We start from the raw sequence: 16651 nt of genomic DNA on the forward strand, positions 1-16651 counted from the left end.
TTTGGCAAAAATTGTACAACTATGGGTAAAGTCAAATTAGACGAAATAGACCACCAAATTCTGGATATGTTGATTGACAACACCAGAACTCCTTTTACTGATATTGCAAAGAAACTTCTTATATCTGCCGGTACGGTACATGTAAGAGTTAAGAAAATGGAAGAAGCAGGTATCATAAAAGGTTCTTCACTTACTTTAGATTATGTAAAACTTGGTTATGCTTTTATAGCATACGTTGGTATTTTTCTTGAGAAAACACACCAAACTAAATTTGTGTTGGAGCGTTTAAATCAAATACCTAACGTAACCATTGCACATATTACAACAGGTAAGTTTAATATTTTCTGTAAGATTAGAGCAAAAGATACTACACATGCTAAAAATATCATCTTTAAAATTGATGATATAGATGGTATTAGTAGAACGGAAACAATGATTTCATTAGAGGAAAGCTTTAACGACAAAAAACGTTTAATGCATACCATCTTTAATGAATTATAAATAAAGGTTGTTCAACTAACTTTTAAAAAAGCTCGGTTATATTTTATGATTGGGCTTTTTTTTATTTATGATATTTAAATATTTAAAATGACGGTTAAAGATTTACGGGAAGATGAATTGCAATTTTTTTATAGTACTTATTTAAAAACTCTTGATGAGCAAGAAGATTTAAGGTCTGCTTTGTTGAAAGGGCGAAAAAGTTTTGAAGATTTAGTTCGTGGTTTGACCAATGAACAATTTCTGTTTAGCTACGGAGAAGATAAATGGACTGTTGCGGAAGTACTGGTCCACATAATTGATACGGAGCGTGTATTTCAATATAGAGCATTTAGAATATCTAGAAATGACAAAACTTCTTTACCAGGTTTTGATCATAATGTCTTTGTTGAGGAGAGCAAAGCTAATTTGCGTACAAAAGAAGATATTTTATCGGAATACCTATCTGTTCGTAATGCATCTATTAGCTTGTTCAACACAATAATGGATGAAAATTTAAAAAAAATAGGTACTGCTAGTGGTATTCCTTGGTCTGTTGCCGCTTTAGGACTGGTAATAAGCGGGCATCAAAAACACCATGTAAATATATTGCAAGAACGCTATCTTAATTAATCTAGCTCTTCTTCGCTCTCGGTTTCAAAATTAAGGTAAAGTGCTTTGGTCATATCTTCGGAATGCATTACTTCCTCTGGAGTTTTTGATTCTAGCTCTTTCACAATATTTTCTTCAAAATTGGCAATAAAGTTAGAAAGGCTTTTGCTTATTTTGACTAGGTATAAGGTGTCATTTGTTTTAATTTCAACAGCTTCAACATAATCTCCTTTTACATTCTTGAACGATATGATGTCTTCATCGCCATATCCATAAGGGTAGGTTTCAATTAAAAGGGCAGCTAATTGGTGATTTAATTTGCGATAATCAATAAGGCGTCTTGTCATAACTATTTTATTTATAGTGAGTTGGGTTTATCTATAACTAAACTAGTCATAATACCTACATCTCTCTTTATAGAGTTGTGAAAGTACTATTTTTGGTATGTGAAGTTTTTAAACTTTGTAGTAAGCGAACGCTTCGTTGAATAATTCTAAAGGAATTTCAACATCAACCTTAGGCTCCCCAATCTGTTTTAGCAGTACAAAATTTACTTTTCCGTGAGAGTTTTTCTTATCGTACTTCATCAATTTTAAAATGTTCGCAATATCATCTTCAGAAAATTCAATTTTATCGTATCTGTCCAAAAAAGTAGTTTTAATATCGTCTAAATATTGCTCAGATAAACCTAAAAGTTTGTGAGATAGGTAAGCTTCTAAAATCATACCTATAGCAATAGCTTCGCCATGCAATAACATTTCTTTAGATTCATTTTCCAGAAAATAAGATTCTATAGCGTGACCAAGGGTGTGGCCATAGTTTAAAATCTTACGTATGTTTTGTTCTGTAGGGTCTCGTAATACAACTTCATTCTTTATTTGGATAGAGGAGAGAATGTGTTGCTTCATATCCGCTAAGCTTTTGGCTTCTTTCAGTGCCTCCCAATAGCTTTTGCTTTGAATAAGTCCATGTTTCAGCATCTCTGCAAATCCACTTCTTACTTGTCTGTTTTCTAAAGTATCAAGAAAATCAGGAACCACAAGTACCATTACAGGCTGATTGATAACGCCTATTTGGTTTTTTAAAGCACCTAGGTCTACTCCTGTTTTACCGCCAACAGAAGCATCAACCATAGATAAGAGGGTCGTGGGTACGTTAATAAAGTCTATGCCTCTTTTAAATGTTGAGGCAATAAAGCCTCCCATATCTGTTAGCACTCCACCGCCTAAATTGATCATAACGCTTTTTCGGTCAGCTCCTAATTCAGACAAAGCTTCCCATACACCCACACAGGTTTCAATATTTTTATTGATTTCACCAGATTCTATTTCAATAATTTCAAATTCATATTCTCCATTGATTTCTGCCATAAAATTGGGTAGGCAAAGTTCATGAGTGTTCTCATCGACCAAAATAAAAACAATTGAATATTTTTTATCCGCTAGATGGTTGTTTAAAGCTTTAAAAGCTTGCTCGTTAAAATGTACTGCGTAAGAATCTGAAATTATTGAATCCATTAAAAATATGGCTTTTTTTGTTTGCTATTCTTCCGCAAAATAAAGGTTATTTTTAGTCTTAGGAATATAAATTCTGTGATTATATTTGATCGTTATTGAAATTGTAAAAAATGGATCAAATTTTTGAAAATACCGCAACTGCATTTGCCTTAAAAACCGATTCGGAATTAGAAAGGGCTTATTTTCTTTTTAAAATGATTTCCAATGAACCATTGGTGAAAATGGGGTCAGTAATTACAAACTTTGCATTTAAAGCGCATTTGCCGGTAGAAAGCTTGATACGCGCTACTGTTTTTGATCATTTCTGTGGTGGAATAAATGAGCGCGACTGCTTGCCAGTAGTAGATAGAATGTGGGAAAAAGGTGTTAGTTCTGTTTTGGATTATTCTGTAGAAGGTAAAGATGAAGAGGATCCTTTTGATGCGGCTACCCAGGTTATTTTGACTATTCTAGATTTTGTGAAGGAGAAGGAAGCAATACCATATGCTGTGTTTAAGCCAACAGGTTTTGGTCGTTTTGCGCTTTATCAAAAAATCAGCGAAAAGAAAAAACTGACCAAACTAGAAGAGGAGGAGTGGCAGCGTGTGGTGAATAGGTTTGATAAGGTATGTAAGAAAGCACATGATTTAGAGGTTTCTTTATTGATCGATGGAGAGGAAAGTTGGATGCAAGATGCGGCAGACGATCTAGCGGAGGACATGATGCGCAAGTATAATAAGAAAAAGAGAATTGTTTTTAACACCTTACAAACGTATAGGTGGGATCGCTTGCCCTATTTAAAGTCATTGCAGGAGCGTGCTGTGAAAGATGGGTTTTTGGTGGGTATGAAAGTGGTTCGTGGTGCTTATATGGAAAAGGAAAATGAACGCGCAAAAGAAAAGGGGTATCCTTCTCCAATTTGTAAATCAAAAGCCACGACCGATGCTAATTTTAATGCCACTATTGAGTACATGCTCGATCATTTAGATTCTATTTCCATATTTGCCGGAACGCATAATGAGGATAGTTGTTACCGTTTAATGCAGTTGATGAAAGACAGGGGAATAGAAAAAAACAACACCCATATTTGGTTTGGCCAGCTGTATGGTATGAGTGACCATATTTCTTATAACTTGGCTGCAAACGGGTATAATGTAGCAAAATATTTACCATTTGGTCCCGTAAGAGATGTTATGCCGTATTTAATTAGAAGGGCTGATGAAAATACATCGGTTGCCGGGCAAACAAGTAGGGAGTTATCTTTATTGAAAAAAGAAAGAAAACGTAGAAAAATGTAAGGAAGTTTTATTCTCTTTCAACTTTTTGAATTATGGCTTTTTCCCTGCAATTTCTAACTGTAAAAACATAATCTTGTTCCTTATAATCAGACGCTACTATGTAAGTCTTACAGGGAACGGATTTTGTATCGCTTTTACTAAAATCAACATCGCCTTCAGTTAAGATGTAAGTAACGGCAACTGAGTCTAATTTATATTCTTGAAGTTTTTGTTTGGCTTCATCGCTATAGTACATGGACTTTGAACGAATGTCTTTTAAAGTTCTGCAGTCTGGCAGGTAACAAAAGTATACTCCGGTATCTTGTGATTTTTTTTTCAGAAAAAAAGTAAGAAATACAATACCAATGGATAATCCTACCAAGAAGAACCCTAATCTTTTCACAAAATCCATATTCATACGATAACCAATTTTAAGATCGCAAACTTATGCCTTTTAAAACGGATAGAAAAAGGAATGATTAGTGTATTCTAAAAAATAAGGAAATTAATGTCGCTGTATTGTAGATCAAACCATTCGCCCACAGATTTATTGGTTAAAATACCGTGGTACATATAAAGTCCGTTACGTAGCCCTTTATCAAACCGAAGCGAATTTTCCAGTCCGCCATCTTCACCAATTTTTAATAGGTATGGAGTGAAAATATTACTAATACTGACCGATGCCGTTTTTGGGTATCTAGAGGGTATGTTGGGTACACCATAGTGGATTACATCGTATTTCTTTCTAGTAGGTTTGTTGTGATCTGTAATTTCGCTGGTTTCAAAACAACCACCGGTATCAATACTAACATCTATAATTACTGCGCCTTTTTTCATGTGCTCAACCATAGTGCTGGTGACAACAACAGGAGATCTGTCTTTTCCGCGAGTGGCGCCAATAGCAACATCACATCGTTTTAAAGCTTTTAAAAGATTCTTTGGTTGAATGGTAGAGGTATAGACCGTTTGTTTTAAATTGGTCTGTATATTTCTAAGTTTGGTAATGGAGTTGTCAAATACCTTTACATTAGCTCCAATACCTATCGCCGATCTTGCAGCAAATTCGCCAACAGTTCCTGCACCAATTATTACCACTTCAACAGGAGGTACACCACTAATGTTACCAAACATTAGTCCGTTACCATTATTATTAGCGGCCATCAGTTCTGCTGCAATTAAGACAGATGAAATTCCGGCAATTTCACTAAGTGATCGCACAGCAGGGTATTTACCTTCCTCATCACGAATGTATTCAAACGCAATAGCTGTAATTCGTTTTCTTGCCAATTCTTCAAAATACGCTTTGTATTGTGTTTTAATTTGAAGGGCGGATATGATTGTGGTCTGCGGATTTATAAATTCTATTTCTGTTAGGGTAGGCGGTTCTACTTTTAGAATTAAAGGACATGCAAAAACTTTTTTGGTATCTCTAGTTATTTCGCCACCTGCATTAATGTAATCATTGTCAGAGTAATGGGCACCTTCACCTGCACCAGATTCTATTAGTATACGATGACCATTTGCAGTAATTGCATTAACGGCATCGGGTGTAAGACAAATTCTTTTTTCTTGATATTGATTCTCTTTGGGAATACCGATAAATAATTCACCTTTTTGACGTAAAACCTCTAAGGTTTCCTCTTGCGGAATTAATTGATGCTTGCTAAAAGGAGATGTAGGTTGATTCATAACTTAGTAGTGAGTTGATCAAATCATTGACTTGAAACTCAAATGTACAATTTTTAAAGAAATGAATGATTTATACGTAAATAATGATATTAGAGGTTTAAAATTTTAGGTGTAGCCATCCCTGTATTCGGTCTTGTATGTTTTTTAAGAAGTTTTCTAAAGTTCCAGTGGATATATTTTTATCTGATATCTCTTTTTGATTAGCAACATCTTTAAATTCACTACTCAAATCGGTCTTTTCGCTAGAGTAACCTTTTGCTTTAAGTTCATCAAGTTCAGCCTCTATAGCTTCCAAATCTATTCCTAATACATATTTATCGTATAATTTAATTCTTAAAAAGTAAACAAATGGAATTATAATTATACATATAGGTAAGAGCCAAAGTAAATTTTCAGTATCAATATCATTATCATAGTTATATAACACTTCAAAAATTTGAAAAGCATACATCGCTATTGGAATAAGTATTATATGATACCACCAATTTTTAACAGTTAAAAACCAAAATATTAGTAGATAAAGAGGAACAATTTTCCCCATCATGAACCATATAAAAGTAGATACATCTGCAAAGCCATGACTAGTTATTGTAATCCCTAGAAAAGATACAGAATCGCCTGTAGCACCAGGTATGTATTCGTATAACTTATATAGAAAAGGAGAGATGGCTACAAAAAAGACCATAATAGATTCCATTAGAATCTTTCTTTGGGCTTTTTTATTTTTTATTTTCGGCGTCATTAAAAATTATATATAAACTTCTAACGACAGTATTAGTAAAAAATTATAAAAAAAAGGGTGTATTTAAATACACCCTTTTTTTAAAGAAAAAAATAACGGAATTAGATTTTTTCTTTAAGCTTTCTCTTATCTATTCCTACTTGTTGATTATCAATGTCAATAACTGGTGCAGTTAATGCTAATAAAAATACGCCTAAAGCGATTGAAGCTAAGAATGTTCTCTTGTTTTTCATTTTCAAGGGGTTTTTTGGTTATACTTATATAATTTGTTCTCTTACAAACGTAAGAAAAAATATACAACTAAAATTCTTTTCATCGTTAAAATAGAACACTTTAACGGATTAATCATGCTTTTTGTCGAATAATTTGATTTTCATCTAAAAAAATGCAATAAAAACTTTTTGAGTAGGCGAAACTGTCCCATCTAAATATTTGATTTTATTGATACACCTTTATTCTGAGAGGGTTAGCTTTCTTGTGGTTTCGTTTAAAATTTGTATTGTTATGTTTTGAACTTCACTAGGAAGTAGGTTCGGAATTTTTTCAGGCCACTCCATAAATACCCATTTGCCAGAATCTAAATAGTCGTCAAGCCCTATATCCATAGCTTCCTCCTCGTCATCTAGTCGATAAAAATCGAAATGATACCCTAATACCTTTCCTGAATCTAAAGCATATTCATTGACTAACCCAAATGTAGGACTGCTTACATTATCTCTACTCCCCAATTCTTTAATTAGTGTTTTGATCAATGTTGTTTTACCTGCACCCATAGGTGCGTAAAAAGCTAGGGTCTTACTGCTCGTGTGCTCAATGATTTGCTTAGCAATATCCGCTAATATATCTTCTTGATAGATGAACTCCATACCTCAAATCTATTTAGGTTCCAAAACTACAAAAGGAATTATCATTTCTTCTAAAGAAACACCGCCATGTTGATAAGTGTTTCTATAATAGCTGACATAATGGTTGTAGTTGTTAGGGTAGGCAAAAAACAAATCGTTTTTGGCAAAAATGTAAGAACTGCTCATATTTATACTTGGCAAATGTATTGTTTTTGGGTCTTTGGCTGCTAAAACATCGTTCTTCTCAAACGTTAAACTTCTACCTGTCTTATAGCGTAAGTTTAAACTGGTATCTCTGTCACCTACAACTTTAGAGGGCGATTTAACATTAATAGTGCCGTGATCGGTTGTAATTATCAACTTCATTCCCAAAGTCTGTGCTTGTTGAATAATTTCGAGCATGGGTGAATTCTTGAACCAACTCGTAGTTAGTGATCGGTATGATTTATCATTTGATGCCAACTCTTTAATTACCTCCATCTCTGTTTTGGAGTGTGATAGCATATCTACAAAATTGTATACGATAACGGTAAGGTCATTGTCTTTTTGTCCTTTAAAATTCTGACTTAAATGTTTGCCTTGTTTTAAGCTGCTAATTTTATGATAATCCCATTTTAAATTAAGCCCTAATCTTTTCAGTTGGACATCAAGAAACTTATCTTCAAACAGATTCTTTCCACCTTCATCTGTGTCGTTTTTCCACCAATCCGGATATTTTTTTTCCATATCTAGTGGCGTTAATCCTGAGAAAATTGCATTGCGTGCGTATTGTGTTGCGGTGGGTAGTATGCTGTAATAGGATTCTTCTTTTTTCTTTTTGTAGAAAGAGTTTACGGTATCTTCAAAGGCATACCACTGATCATAACGCAAATTGTCTACTACGATCAATAATGTTTTTTGATCTTTAATTTCTGGTGCTATCCACTCTTTAAAAAGGGTGTGAGACATTACAGGAGCATCAATATCAGTGAACCAATCAACATAGTTACGGTCAACAAATTTTCCAAATTGCTGATTTGCTTCCGCTTTTTGAGATTCTAAAATTTCGAACATTCCGCTGTCTTCAATTTCTTCTAACTGTAATTCCCAATAAATTAACTTCTTATATAAGTCTGCCCATTCTTGATAAGTGCTTACCATAGATAAATCCATCGCAATTTTCCTGAATTCTTGCTGGTAGTTACTCGTGGTCTTCTCAGAAATCAATCTAGAATGATCTAAATTCTTTTTTAAGGAAAGTAAAATCTGATTGGGGTTTACCGGTTTTATCAGGTAATCTGCAATTTTAGAACCAATGGCTTCTTCCATGATAAACTCTTCTTCGCTCTTGGTAATCATGACCACGGGTAAGGAATTGTCAATAACCTTAATTTCTGAAAGTGTCTCTAAACCAGATATGCCAGGCATGTTCTCGTCTAAAAAAACGATATCCACTCTTGTTTCTGCTAATTCTTCTAGCGCTTCTTGACCACTTTGGCAGGTGATTACACAATAATTTTTAGATTCTAAAAAAATGATATGTGGCTTGAGTAAATCGATTTCATCGTCTACCCATAATATTTTTATTTTGTTCATTGAAGTATTATTTGACGATAATCAAATTCTATGCTAATGCTTTTGTATAACTTTGAATTGTTAATTTCAGAAAAGACAACGTTATCTTGAAGACATCAAACAAATTGAAAATCTTTAATGATCCAATTTACGGATTTATTAGAATTCCCAATGCACTCATTTTTGACCTCATAGCCGATCCTTATTTTCAAAGACTTCGCAGAATCTCTCAAATGGGTTTATCCTATTTAGTATATCCGGGTGCACACCATACAAGATTTCATCATGCGCTGGGTTGTATGTATTTAATGCAAAATGCCATTCAAGTGCTTCGTTTTAAGGGTGTTGATATAACAGAGAAAGAAGAAGAAGGGCTTTTGTGCGCTATTCTTTTACACGATATTGGACATGGTCCTTTTTCTCACGCCATGGAGCATAGTATTGTAGAGGGTGTAAGTCATGAATTTATTTCGTTGCAATTTATGCAAGAACTCAATAAACGATTTAACGGAAGTTTAACGGAAGCTATATCCGTTTTTACCGGAAAGCACTCAAAAAAATTTCTAAATCAATTGGTTTCTAGTCAATTAGATATGGATCGATTGGACTATTTGAAAAGAGATAGTTTCTATACTGGTGTTGCTGAAGGTAATACTAATGCAGAACGTTTAATAACCATGTTAAACGTTGTAGATGGTAATTTAGTGATAGAAGAGAAAGGAATCTATTCTGTAGAAAAATTTTTAATGGCACGCCGGTTTATGTACTGGCAAGTCTATCTTCATAAGACTGCGGTAGTTGCAGAACGTTTGCTTATTAGTATTTTAAAACGTGCACGTTACTTAATTGAAAAAGGAGTTGCTTTAAATTCTAGCAAGGCTTTACATTATTTTTTAACACACCATATCGATATTGATAATTTTAATAGTGAAACTTTGGTAAAGTTTGCAAAGCTTGATGATGTTGATATTCTTGCAGCGTTAAAGGAATGGCAATTTGCAGATGATTTTGTGTTAGCTTCTCTATGCGGTATGATTATCAATAGAAAACTTCTTCATATTAAGGTAAAGAAGGATCCAATAACAGAAAATAAGTTTTTAGTACAATTAAATAAGGTAAAATCTCAATATAATCTAACAGATGAAGATGCCTCTTATTTTGTGTTTAAAGGAGAGCTTAAAAATAAAGCTTATGATAGGCAATACCAGACTATCAACATTTTAAGGAAAAACGGCAAGATTACCGATGTTGCTAAATTATCTGATCACCTTAATTTAAATGCGCTTTCAAAAACGGTAACCAAATATTATATCTGTTATCCTAAAGAAGGGGTTTAACAATTTTTATTACTTTTACGCCCATGAAATTTACAGCAGGTCAGATTGCAGGTATCTTAGAAGGAGAAGTGCATGGAAATCCAGAAATAGCCGTACATAAACTTGCTAAAATCGAGGAAGGCGAAGAAGGTTCCCTTACTTTTTTAGCTAATCCTAAGTATACTTCATTTATATACAAGACAAAAGCATCAATTACTATAGTCAATAAGAGTTTTGTTCCAGAGCAAAACCTAGATACTACTTTAATTAAAGTAGAAGATGCCTATAAGTCTTTTTCTAAATTATTAGAATACTACAACCAAGTTAAAAATAATAAGGTTGGTATTGAGGAACCCATCTTTAAATCAGATACGGCCACATTTGGTACTGATGTATATATAGGTGCTTTTGCTTATTTAGGGAACAATGTTACATTAGGCGATAATGTAAAAATCTACCCTAATGCATATATAGGGGATAATGTTAAAATTGGAAACAACGTAACCATTTTTGCGGGTGCCAAGGTTTATTCAGAAACTATTATTGGTAACAATTGTGTGGTAAATAGCGGCGTTGTTTTGGGTGCGGACGGATTTGGTTTTGCTCCAAATGATCAGGGTGAATTTGCTAAAGTTCCTCAGACCGGTAATGTCATTTTAGAGGATAATGTGGATATAGGGGCTGGTACTACTATTGATAGGGCCACTTTAGGTTCTACAATCTTAAGAAAAGGAGTGAAGTTGGATAACCAAATACAAATAGCCCATAATGTAGAAATTGGAGAGCATACCGTTATTGCTGCCCAAACAGGAATTGCGGGTTCAACCAAAATTGGCAAGTATTGTATGATCGGTGGGCAAGTAGGCATTGTAGGTCATATTATTATTGGCGATAATGTAAAAATACAAGCACAATCCGGGATAGGTAGAAGTGTGAAAGATAATGAAGTACTACAGGGATCGCCCGCATTAAATTATGGCGACTACAATAAATCATATGTCCATTTTAAGAATTTACCAAGAATAATAAGTAGAATCGACACCTTAGAAAAGAAAGATTGACGATGAGCACAACAAACAACAAACAAAGAACAATCAGTAAAGAAGTAAGTCTAACAGGGGTTGGCTTACACACAGGAAGTAATGTTACTATTAAATTTTTGCCCGCAGATGAAAACCACGGTTATGCGTTTAAAAGGGTAGATTTAGAAGGTGAGCCAGTTATTCCGGCTGATGCTAACCTAGTGATAAATACACAGCGAGGTACCAATTTAGAGAAGAACGGGGTTAAAATTCAAACTTCAGAGCACGTTTTGGCCGCTTTGGTTGGTCTTGAAATTGACAATGTGCTTATAGAGCTAAATGCTGCCGAGCCTCCTATTATGGACGGTTCTTCTAAATTCTTTGTAGAGGTATTGGAAAGTGCCGGTATTGTAGAGCAAAAGGCAGAGCGTGAAGAGTATATCGTTAAAGAGGTTATTTCTTTTAAGGATGAGGAAACAGGTAGCGAGATAACCATAATACCTTCAGACGAGTATCAGGTGATGACGATGGTAGATTTTGGTACCAAAGTATTAGGAACACAGAACGCGACCCTAGATAAAATTTCCGATTTTAAATCTGAGATTTCTAATGCCCGTACTTTTAGCTTCCTTCATGAGCTTGAAATGCTTTTAGAAAACGGCCTAATTAAAGGTGGAGATTTAAACAATGCCATTGTTTATGTAGATAAAGAAATTTCTCAAGCCACCATGACCAAGTTAGAAAAGGCTTTTGATAAAAAGAAACTTTCGGTAAAAGCAAATGGTATTTTAGATAACCTGACATTACACCAGCCCAATGAAGCTGCAAGACATAAATTGTTAGACGTTATTGGTGATTTAGCGCTGATCGGTACGCGTATTAGAGGTAAGGTAATAGCTAATAAACCAGGTCATTACGTAAATAATCAATTTGCGAAGAAACTTTCGCAAATTATCAAAATAGAGAAAAGAAATAAAGTACCCAAGTATGATTTAAGCTTACCTCCGTTAATGGATATCCATAAAATTATGGATATGCTGCCTCATAGACCACCGTTCTTATTGATAGATCGTATTATTGAACTATCGGACGAACATGTTGTGGGAATGAAAAACGTAACCATGAACGAACCTTTCTTTGTGGGGCATTTTCCTGGTGCGCCTGTAATGCCAGGTGTTCTTCAGGTGGAAGCTATGGCTCAAACAGGTGGTATTTTAGTATTAAGTACGGTACCTGACCCAGAGAATTATTTGACTTTATTTATGAAAATAGATAAAGTAAAATTCAAAAGACAAGTTTTACCGGGCGATACTTTAATCTTTCATTGTAGTTTAATTACACCAATTAGAAGAGGTATTTGTCACATGCAAGCATACGCCTATGCAAATGATAAATTGGTAAGTGAAGCCGAATTAATGGCGCAAATTGTTAAAAGAACATAGAATGAATCAACCTTTAGCCTATATACATCCGGGAGCTAAAATTGCTAAAAATGTAGTAGTAGAACCTTTTACAACTATACACAATAATGTTATTATTGGTGACGGCACTTGGATCGGGTCTAATGTGACGATAATGGAAGGCGCTCGCATTGGTAAAAATTGTAATATTTTTCCTGGTGCAGTAATTTCTGCATCTCCGCAAGATTTAAAATATGACGGTGAGGACACAACTGTTGTGATCGGGGATAACACCACTATTAGAGAGTGTGCTACCATTCATAAAGGTACGTCTGATCGTATGAAGACTGTTATTGGTAAAAACTGCCTTATTATGGCGTACTGCCATATAGCCCATGATTGTTTGGTGGGTGATAACTGTATTTTTTCAAATAATTCAACATTGGCAGGTCACGTTACTATTGGTGATAATGTAATTCTAGCAGGTTTGGTTGCGGTGCATCAATTTGTATCGGTAGGTCAGCACGCATTTGTTACAGGCGGGTCTTTGGTCAGAAAGGATGTTCCTCCCTATGTGAAAGCGGCAAGAGAGCCGTTATCGTATGTAGGTATAAATTCTGTAGGATTACGACGTAGAGGATTTGTATCTGATAAAATCAGGGAAATACAGAACATTTATCGTATTCTGTATCAGAAGAACTATAACAATACACAGGCTGTACAAATAATAGAAGCAGAAATGGAGGCAACTCCAGAACGTGATGAAATACTTCAATTTATTCGCGATTCTCAACGTGGAATCATGAAAGGATATTTCAGCAACAATTAAAACAATACTTTAAACTTAAGTTAACAATATTAATACTCATTAAGAATGGCATCTACATCAGATATACGAAAAGGACTTTGCATTAGATATAACAATGATATCTACAAGATAATTGAATTTTTACATGTTAAACCAGGTAAAGGTCCTGCTTTTGTACGTACGAAGTTAAAGAGTGTTTCTACGGGTAAAGTGTTAGATAACACTTTTTCTGCCGGTCATAAAATTGAGGATGTTCGTGTTGAAACACGTTCTTATCAATACTTGTATCCAGAAGGTGAAACATATCACTTTATGAATACAGATGATTACAATCAAATTACTTTGGAAGAAAGTTCACTTGATGCACCAGGGCTTTTAAAAGAAGGTGAAGTTGTGAAAATCATGTTCAATACCGAAGATAGTATGCCGCTTTCTGTTGATATGCCAGCGAGTGTAGTGTTAGAAATTACGTATACAGAGCCTGGTGTAAAAGGTAATACTGCAACGAACGCAACTAAACCGGCTACTGTAGAAACCGGAGCAGAAGTCAATGTTCCTTTATTCATCAATGAAGGTGATAAGGTGAAAATAGATACGTCTAACGGTGCTTATATGGAGCGTGTTAAGGAGTAGTAGTACTTTCTTTATAATTCACTAATTAGATACCAGTCTATTAATTGAAATTTCCAACTACTTTTTCGTTAAAACAGATCGCGGATATTATATCTAGCGAATATGTTGGGCATGATGATTTTCCTGTTACGGGCATGAACGAAATTCATGTTGTAGAACCAGGAGATATCGTGTTTGTTGATCACCCAAAATATTATGACAAGGCTTTAGAATCTAAAGCTACGGTAATCTTAATCAATAAAAATGTGGAATGTCCTGAGGGTAAGGCACTATTGATTTCAGATGATCCGTTTAGGGATTTCAATAAATTAACCACTTTCTTTCAGCCATTTGTTCCAAGTAGTCAGAGTATTGCTGCTACGGCTAAAATTGGTAAGGACACTGTTATACAACCAAATTCTTTCATTGGTAATAATGTTGAAATTGGTGATAACTGCCTTATTCATTCAAACGTTACTATTTATGATAATTGTATTGTAGGTAATAATGTTACCATACATGCGGGCAGTATATTAGGTGCGGATGCATTTTATTATAAAAAACGTGCCGAAGGATTTGATAAATTAATTTCCGGAGGTAGGGTAGTGTTAAAAGATAATGTTGATATTGGGGCTCTTTGTACTATAGATAGAGGTGTTACAGGCGATACTACTATTGGGTTTGGGACAAAATTGGATAACCAGGTCCATGTTGGGCATGATACGGTAATTGGAGAAAAATGTTTGATTGCTTCACAAACCGGTATTGCGGGTTGTGTTATCATTGAAGATGAAGTAACGTTGTGGGGGCAAGTTGGTACTAATAGCGGAATTATAATTGGTGCCAAAGCTGTGATCATGGGGCAGACCGGTGTTACAAAATCGGTCAAAGGAGGTAAAAGTTATTTTGGCACGCCCATAGAAGAATCGCGTGAAAAGTTGAAACAATTGGCATATATCAAGAAGATTCCAGAAATAATTAAAAAAATGGATAAGAAATAAGGGTGTAAATGCCTAAAAAGTCATTAACAACTTATATTTTTGTTCTAATAAAAAATAAAACTACAGTATGAGCGTATTAGTAAATAAGGATTCAAAGATAATCGTACAGGGTTTCACGGGTAGTGAAGGTACTTTCCATGCCGGACAGATGATTGAGTACGGTACTAATATCGTAGGTGGTGTTACTCCGGGTAAAGGAGGGCAAGAGCATTTAGGAAAACCTGTTTTTAACACGGTTGCTGAATCTGTTGAGAAAGTGGGTGCAGATACTACTATCATATTTGTTCCGCCAGCATTCGCTGCAGATGCAATTATGGAAGCTGCAGAAGCTGGTATCAAAGTTATTATTACAATTACAGAAGGTATTCCTGTTGCCGATATGGTGAAGGTGGCCAACTATATTAAGAATAGAGATTGCCGTTTGATCGGTCCTAACTGTCCTGGTGTTATTACCCCAGGTGAAGCCAAAGTTGGTATTATGCCAGGTTTTGTTTTCAAAGAAGGTAACGTAGGTATCGTTTCTAAATCAGGTACATTAACTTATGAGGCTGCTGATCAAGTAGTACGTCAAGGTTTAGGTATTACAACTGCAATTGGTATTGGTGGTGATCCAATTATTGGTACAACTACCAAAGAAGCTGTTGAGCTTTTGATCAATGATCCAGAGACTAAATGTGTAGTTATGATCGGTGAGATCGGTGGACAATTAGAAGCAGATGCTGCAAAATGGTACAAAGCTAGTGGAAGTAAAAAACCAGTTGTAGGTTTTATTGCAGGTGAAACTGCTCCTGCAGGTAGAACAATGGGGCATGCAGGGGCTATTGTTGGTGGAAGCGATGATACCGCACAAGCTAAAAAGCAAATTATGAGAGATTGTGGTATTCACGTAGTAGATTCTCCTGCAGAAATTGGTTTAAAAGTAAAAGAAGTAATGGGTTAAGCACTCATTTATTTGATATAAAATCCCGTTTATAGCGGGATTTTTTTTAGCCTATAAATTAAACAAAAGGTATATTTGGTAAACTACGGTTTTAAATAACGGACTTATGAAATTATTAGAAGATAAAAACGTAATCATTACAGGAGCAAGTAGAGGAATTGGTATGGGCATTGCCCAGGTATTTGCCGATCACGGTGCAAATGTTGCATTTACATATAGCTCTAGTGAGGCACCTGCCTTAGAATTGGAGAAGGAGTTAATAGCAAAGGGAGTTAAGGCAAAGGCTTATAAAAGTAATGCTGCTAGTTTTAAAGAAGCTGAAGATTTGGTTGCCAAGGTTTTAGAAGATTTTGAAGGTAGAATTGATGTCTTGATCAATAACGCCGGCATCACAAAAGACAATCTTCTTATGCGTATGTCAGAAGCTGATTTTGATGCGGTAATCGATATTAATTTGAAATCTGTGTTTAATATGACAAAGGCAGTTCAAAGAACGTTATTGAAACAACGCAAAGGCTCTATTATTAATATGAGTAGTGTTGTTGGGGTAAAAGGTAACGCAGGTCAAACCAATTATGCCGCTTCTAAAGCAGGTATGATCGGATTCACAAAATCTGTTGCGCTAGAACTAGGTTCAAGAAATATTAGATGTAATGCCATTGCACCAGGTTTTATTGAAACAGAAATGACAGATAAGCTTGATGAAAAAACGGTACAGGGATGGAGAGATGGTATTCCTTTAAAAAGAGGTGGTTCTACAGAAGATATCGCTAATGCTTGTCTTTATTTTGCATCAGATTTGTCTAGTTATGTTACGGGGCAGGTATTGAATGTTGATGGTGGTATGCTTACCTAAATCA

General features: G+C 35.0%; 19 protein-coding genes. 11 read left to right on the forward strand and 8 right to left on the reverse strand.

Features of this window, described 5'->3' with window-relative positions:
• Positions 1 to 21 precede the first annotated feature (21 nt).
• On the forward strand, positions 22 to 501 hold the full coding sequence (locus tag BW936_RS15710) for an Lrp/AsnC family transcriptional regulator (RefSeq protein WP_027066901.1): 480 nt from the start codon (positions 22 to 24) through the stop codon (positions 499 to 501).
• Positions 502 to 588: 87 nt separating this feature from the next.
• Entirely contained in the window at positions 589 to 1110 is a 522-nt protein-coding gene (locus BW936_RS15715) for a DinB family protein (RefSeq protein WP_076549956.1), read from the forward strand.
• Here the strand turns inward: BW936_RS15715 and BW936_RS15720 are convergent.
• Together BW936_RS15720 and aroB are read right to left on the reverse strand one after the other, a co-directional pair.
• The gene (locus tag BW936_RS15720; RefSeq protein WP_076549959.1) at positions 1107 to 1436 is read right to left on the reverse strand and encodes a hypothetical protein; all 330 of its coding nucleotides are present in this window, start codon (positions 1434 to 1436) and stop codon (positions 1107 to 1109) included. The genes BW936_RS15715 and BW936_RS15720 overlap by 4 nt on opposite strands.
• A 108-nt stretch (positions 1437 to 1544) precedes the next feature.
• On the reverse strand, positions 1545 to 2606 hold the full coding sequence (aroB, locus tag BW936_RS15725) for a 3-dehydroquinate synthase (protein ID WP_076549962.1): 1062 nt from the start codon (positions 2604 to 2606) through the stop codon (positions 1545 to 1547).
• A 110-nt stretch (positions 2607 to 2716) separates the two neighbouring features.
• Between aroB and BW936_RS15730 the strand changes: the two genes are divergently transcribed.
• Positions 2717 to 3883 carry a proline dehydrogenase family protein gene (locus BW936_RS15730; protein ID WP_076549965.1) on the forward strand — a complete coding sequence of 389 codons (1167 nt, stop codon included), beginning with the start codon at positions 2717 to 2719 and terminating at the stop codon, positions 3881 to 3883.
• A 7-nt stretch (positions 3884 to 3890) separates the two neighbouring features.
• Here BW936_RS15730 and BW936_RS15735 read toward each other — a convergent pair whose 3' ends face one another.
• From BW936_RS15735 to porX, 6 genes are all read right to left on the reverse strand, one after another.
• Positions 3891 to 4280: a DUF4258 domain-containing protein gene (locus tag BW936_RS15735; protein ID WP_317042899.1), complete on the reverse strand. Its 390-nt coding sequence runs from the start codon at positions 4278 to 4280 to the stop codon at positions 3891 to 3893.
• Between the two features lie 71 nt (positions 4281 to 4351).
• Complete coding sequence (locus BW936_RS15740) at positions 4352 to 5551, reverse strand: alanine dehydrogenase (RefSeq protein WP_076549968.1); 1200 nt, start codon at positions 5549 to 5551, stop codon at positions 4352 to 4354.
• 97 nt (positions 5552 to 5648) lie between these two features.
• Complete coding sequence (locus tag BW936_RS15745) at positions 5649 to 6293, reverse strand: hypothetical protein (RefSeq protein WP_076549971.1); 645 nt, start codon at positions 6291 to 6293, stop codon at positions 5649 to 5651.
• Between the two features lie 101 nt (positions 6294 to 6394).
• Complete coding sequence (locus BW936_RS20065) at positions 6395 to 6526, reverse strand: hypothetical protein (protein WP_262494008.1); 132 nt, start codon at positions 6524 to 6526, stop codon at positions 6395 to 6397.
• 219 nt (positions 6527 to 6745) lie between these two features.
• Positions 6746 to 7159, reverse strand: a complete 414-nt coding sequence (gene tsaE / locus BW936_RS15750; RefSeq protein WP_076549974.1) for a tRNA (adenosine(37)-N6)-threonylcarbamoyltransferase complex ATPase subunit type 1 TsaE — start codon at positions 7157 to 7159, stop codon at positions 6746 to 6748.
• A gap of 9 nt (positions 7160 to 7168) precedes the next feature.
• Positions 7169 to 8713, reverse strand: a complete 1545-nt coding sequence (gene porX, locus BW936_RS15755; RefSeq protein WP_076549977.1) for a T9SS response regulator signal transducer PorX — start codon at positions 8711 to 8713, stop codon at positions 7169 to 7171.
• A gap of 86 nt (positions 8714 to 8799) precedes the next feature.
• Here porX and BW936_RS15760 point away from each other — a divergent pair, with 86 nt between their 5' ends.
• The 8 genes from BW936_RS15760 to fabG all read left to right on the forward strand — a co-directional run bounded on the left by BW936_RS15760 (position 8800) and on the right by fabG (position 16647).
• Positions 8800 to 10029: an HD domain-containing protein gene (locus tag BW936_RS15760; RefSeq protein WP_076549979.1), complete on the forward strand. Its 1230-nt coding sequence runs from the start codon at positions 8800 to 8802 to the stop codon at positions 10027 to 10029.
• Positions 10030 to 10052: 23 nt separating this feature from the next.
• Entirely contained in the window at positions 10053 to 11069 is a 1017-nt protein-coding gene (gene lpxD / locus BW936_RS15765) for a UDP-3-O-(3-hydroxymyristoyl)glucosamine N-acyltransferase (protein ID WP_076549982.1), read from the forward strand.
• Between the two features lie 2 nt (positions 11070 to 11071).
• Positions 11072 to 12472 carry a bifunctional UDP-3-O-[3-hydroxymyristoyl] N-acetylglucosamine deacetylase/3-hydroxyacyl-ACP dehydratase gene (locus BW936_RS15770; RefSeq protein ID WP_076549985.1) on the forward strand — a complete coding sequence of 467 codons (1401 nt, stop codon included), beginning with the start codon at positions 11072 to 11074 and terminating at the stop codon, positions 12470 to 12472.
• A gap of 1 nt (position 12473) precedes the next feature.
• A complete protein-coding gene (gene lpxA / locus BW936_RS15775) occupies positions 12474 to 13259 on the forward strand; it encodes an acyl-ACP--UDP-N-acetylglucosamine O-acyltransferase (RefSeq protein ID WP_076549987.1) in 786 nt (261 codons plus the stop codon).
• Between the two features lie 45 nt (positions 13260 to 13304).
• Complete coding sequence (gene efp, locus BW936_RS15780) at positions 13305 to 13871, forward strand: elongation factor P (protein WP_076549990.1); 567 nt, start codon at positions 13305 to 13307, stop codon at positions 13869 to 13871.
• A gap of 44 nt (positions 13872 to 13915) precedes the next feature.
• Positions 13916 to 14851 (forward strand): UDP-3-O-(3-hydroxymyristoyl)glucosamine N-acyltransferase, encoded by a 936-nt coding sequence (locus BW936_RS15785; protein WP_076549992.1) that lies wholly within the window; start codon positions 13916 to 13918, stop codon positions 14849 to 14851.
• A 67-nt stretch (positions 14852 to 14918) separates the two neighbouring features.
• A complete protein-coding gene (gene sucD, locus BW936_RS15790; protein WP_076549994.1) occupies positions 14919 to 15791 on the forward strand; it encodes a succinate--CoA ligase subunit alpha in 873 nt (290 codons plus the stop codon).
• A 106-nt stretch (positions 15792 to 15897) separates the two neighbouring features.
• Positions 15898 to 16647: a 3-oxoacyl-[acyl-carrier-protein] reductase gene (gene fabG / locus BW936_RS15795; protein WP_076549996.1), complete on the forward strand. Its 750-nt coding sequence runs from the start codon at positions 15898 to 15900 to the stop codon at positions 16645 to 16647.
• The last annotated feature ends 4 nt before the right edge of the window (positions 16648 to 16651 follow it).

The organism is Maribacter ulvicola, assembly GCF_900155985.1.
Taxonomy (GTDB): Bacteria; Bacteroidota; Bacteroidia; order Flavobacteriales; family Flavobacteriaceae; genus Maribacter; species Maribacter ulvicola.

What these genes read in the sequence shown, in the direction of transcription:
- BW936_RS15710 (WP_027066901.1), top strand. Translation starts at nt 22, where the DNA reads ATGGGTAAAGTCAAATTAGACGAAATAGACCACCAAATTCTGGATATG.
- BW936_RS15715 (WP_076549956.1), top strand. Translation starts at nt 589, where the DNA reads ATGACGGTTAAAGATTTACGGGAAGATGAATTGCAATTTTTTTATAGT.
- BW936_RS15720 (WP_076549959.1), bottom strand. Translation starts at nt 1,436, where the DNA reads ATGACAAGACGCCTTATTGATTATCGCAAATTAAATCACCAATTAGCT.
- aroB (WP_076549962.1), bottom strand. Translation starts at nt 2,606, where the DNA reads ATGGATTCAATAATTTCAGATTCTTACGCAGTACATTTTAACGAGCAA.
- BW936_RS15730 (WP_076549965.1), top strand. Translation starts at nt 2,717, where the DNA reads ATGGATCAAATTTTTGAAAATACCGCAACTGCATTTGCCTTAAAAACC.
- BW936_RS15735 (WP_317042899.1), bottom strand. Translation starts at nt 4,280, where the DNA reads ATGAATATGGATTTTGTGAAAAGATTAGGGTTCTTCTTGGTAGGATTA.
- BW936_RS15740 (WP_076549968.1), bottom strand. Translation starts at nt 5,551, where the DNA reads ATGAATCAACCTACATCTCCTTTTAGCAAGCATCAATTAATTCCGCAA.
- BW936_RS15745 (WP_076549971.1), bottom strand. Translation starts at nt 6,293, where the DNA reads ATGACGCCGAAAATAAAAAATAAAAAAGCCCAAAGAAAGATTCTAATG.
- BW936_RS20065 (WP_262494008.1), bottom strand. Translation starts at nt 6,526, where the DNA reads ATGAAAAACAAGAGAACATTCTTAGCTTCAATCGCTTTAGGCGTATTT.
- tsaE (WP_076549974.1), bottom strand. Translation starts at nt 7,159, where the DNA reads ATGGAGTTCATCTATCAAGAAGATATATTAGCGGATATTGCTAAGCAA.
- porX (WP_076549977.1), bottom strand. Translation starts at nt 8,713, where the DNA reads ATGAACAAAATAAAAATATTATGGGTAGACGATGAAATCGATTTACTC.
- lpxD (WP_076549982.1), top strand. Translation starts at nt 10,053, where the DNA reads ATGAAATTTACAGCAGGTCAGATTGCAGGTATCTTAGAAGGAGAAGTG.
- BW936_RS15770 (WP_076549985.1), top strand. Translation starts at nt 11,072, where the DNA reads ATGAGCACAACAAACAACAAACAAAGAACAATCAGTAAAGAAGTAAGT.
- lpxA (WP_076549987.1), top strand. Translation starts at nt 12,474, where the DNA reads ATGAATCAACCTTTAGCCTATATACATCCGGGAGCTAAAATTGCTAAA.
- efp (WP_076549990.1), top strand. Translation starts at nt 13,305, where the DNA reads ATGGCATCTACATCAGATATACGAAAAGGACTTTGCATTAGATATAAC.
- sucD (WP_076549994.1), top strand. Translation starts at nt 14,919, where the DNA reads ATGAGCGTATTAGTAAATAAGGATTCAAAGATAATCGTACAGGGTTTC.
- fabG (WP_076549996.1), top strand. Translation starts at nt 15,898, where the DNA reads ATGAAATTATTAGAAGATAAAAACGTAATCATTACAGGAGCAAGTAGA.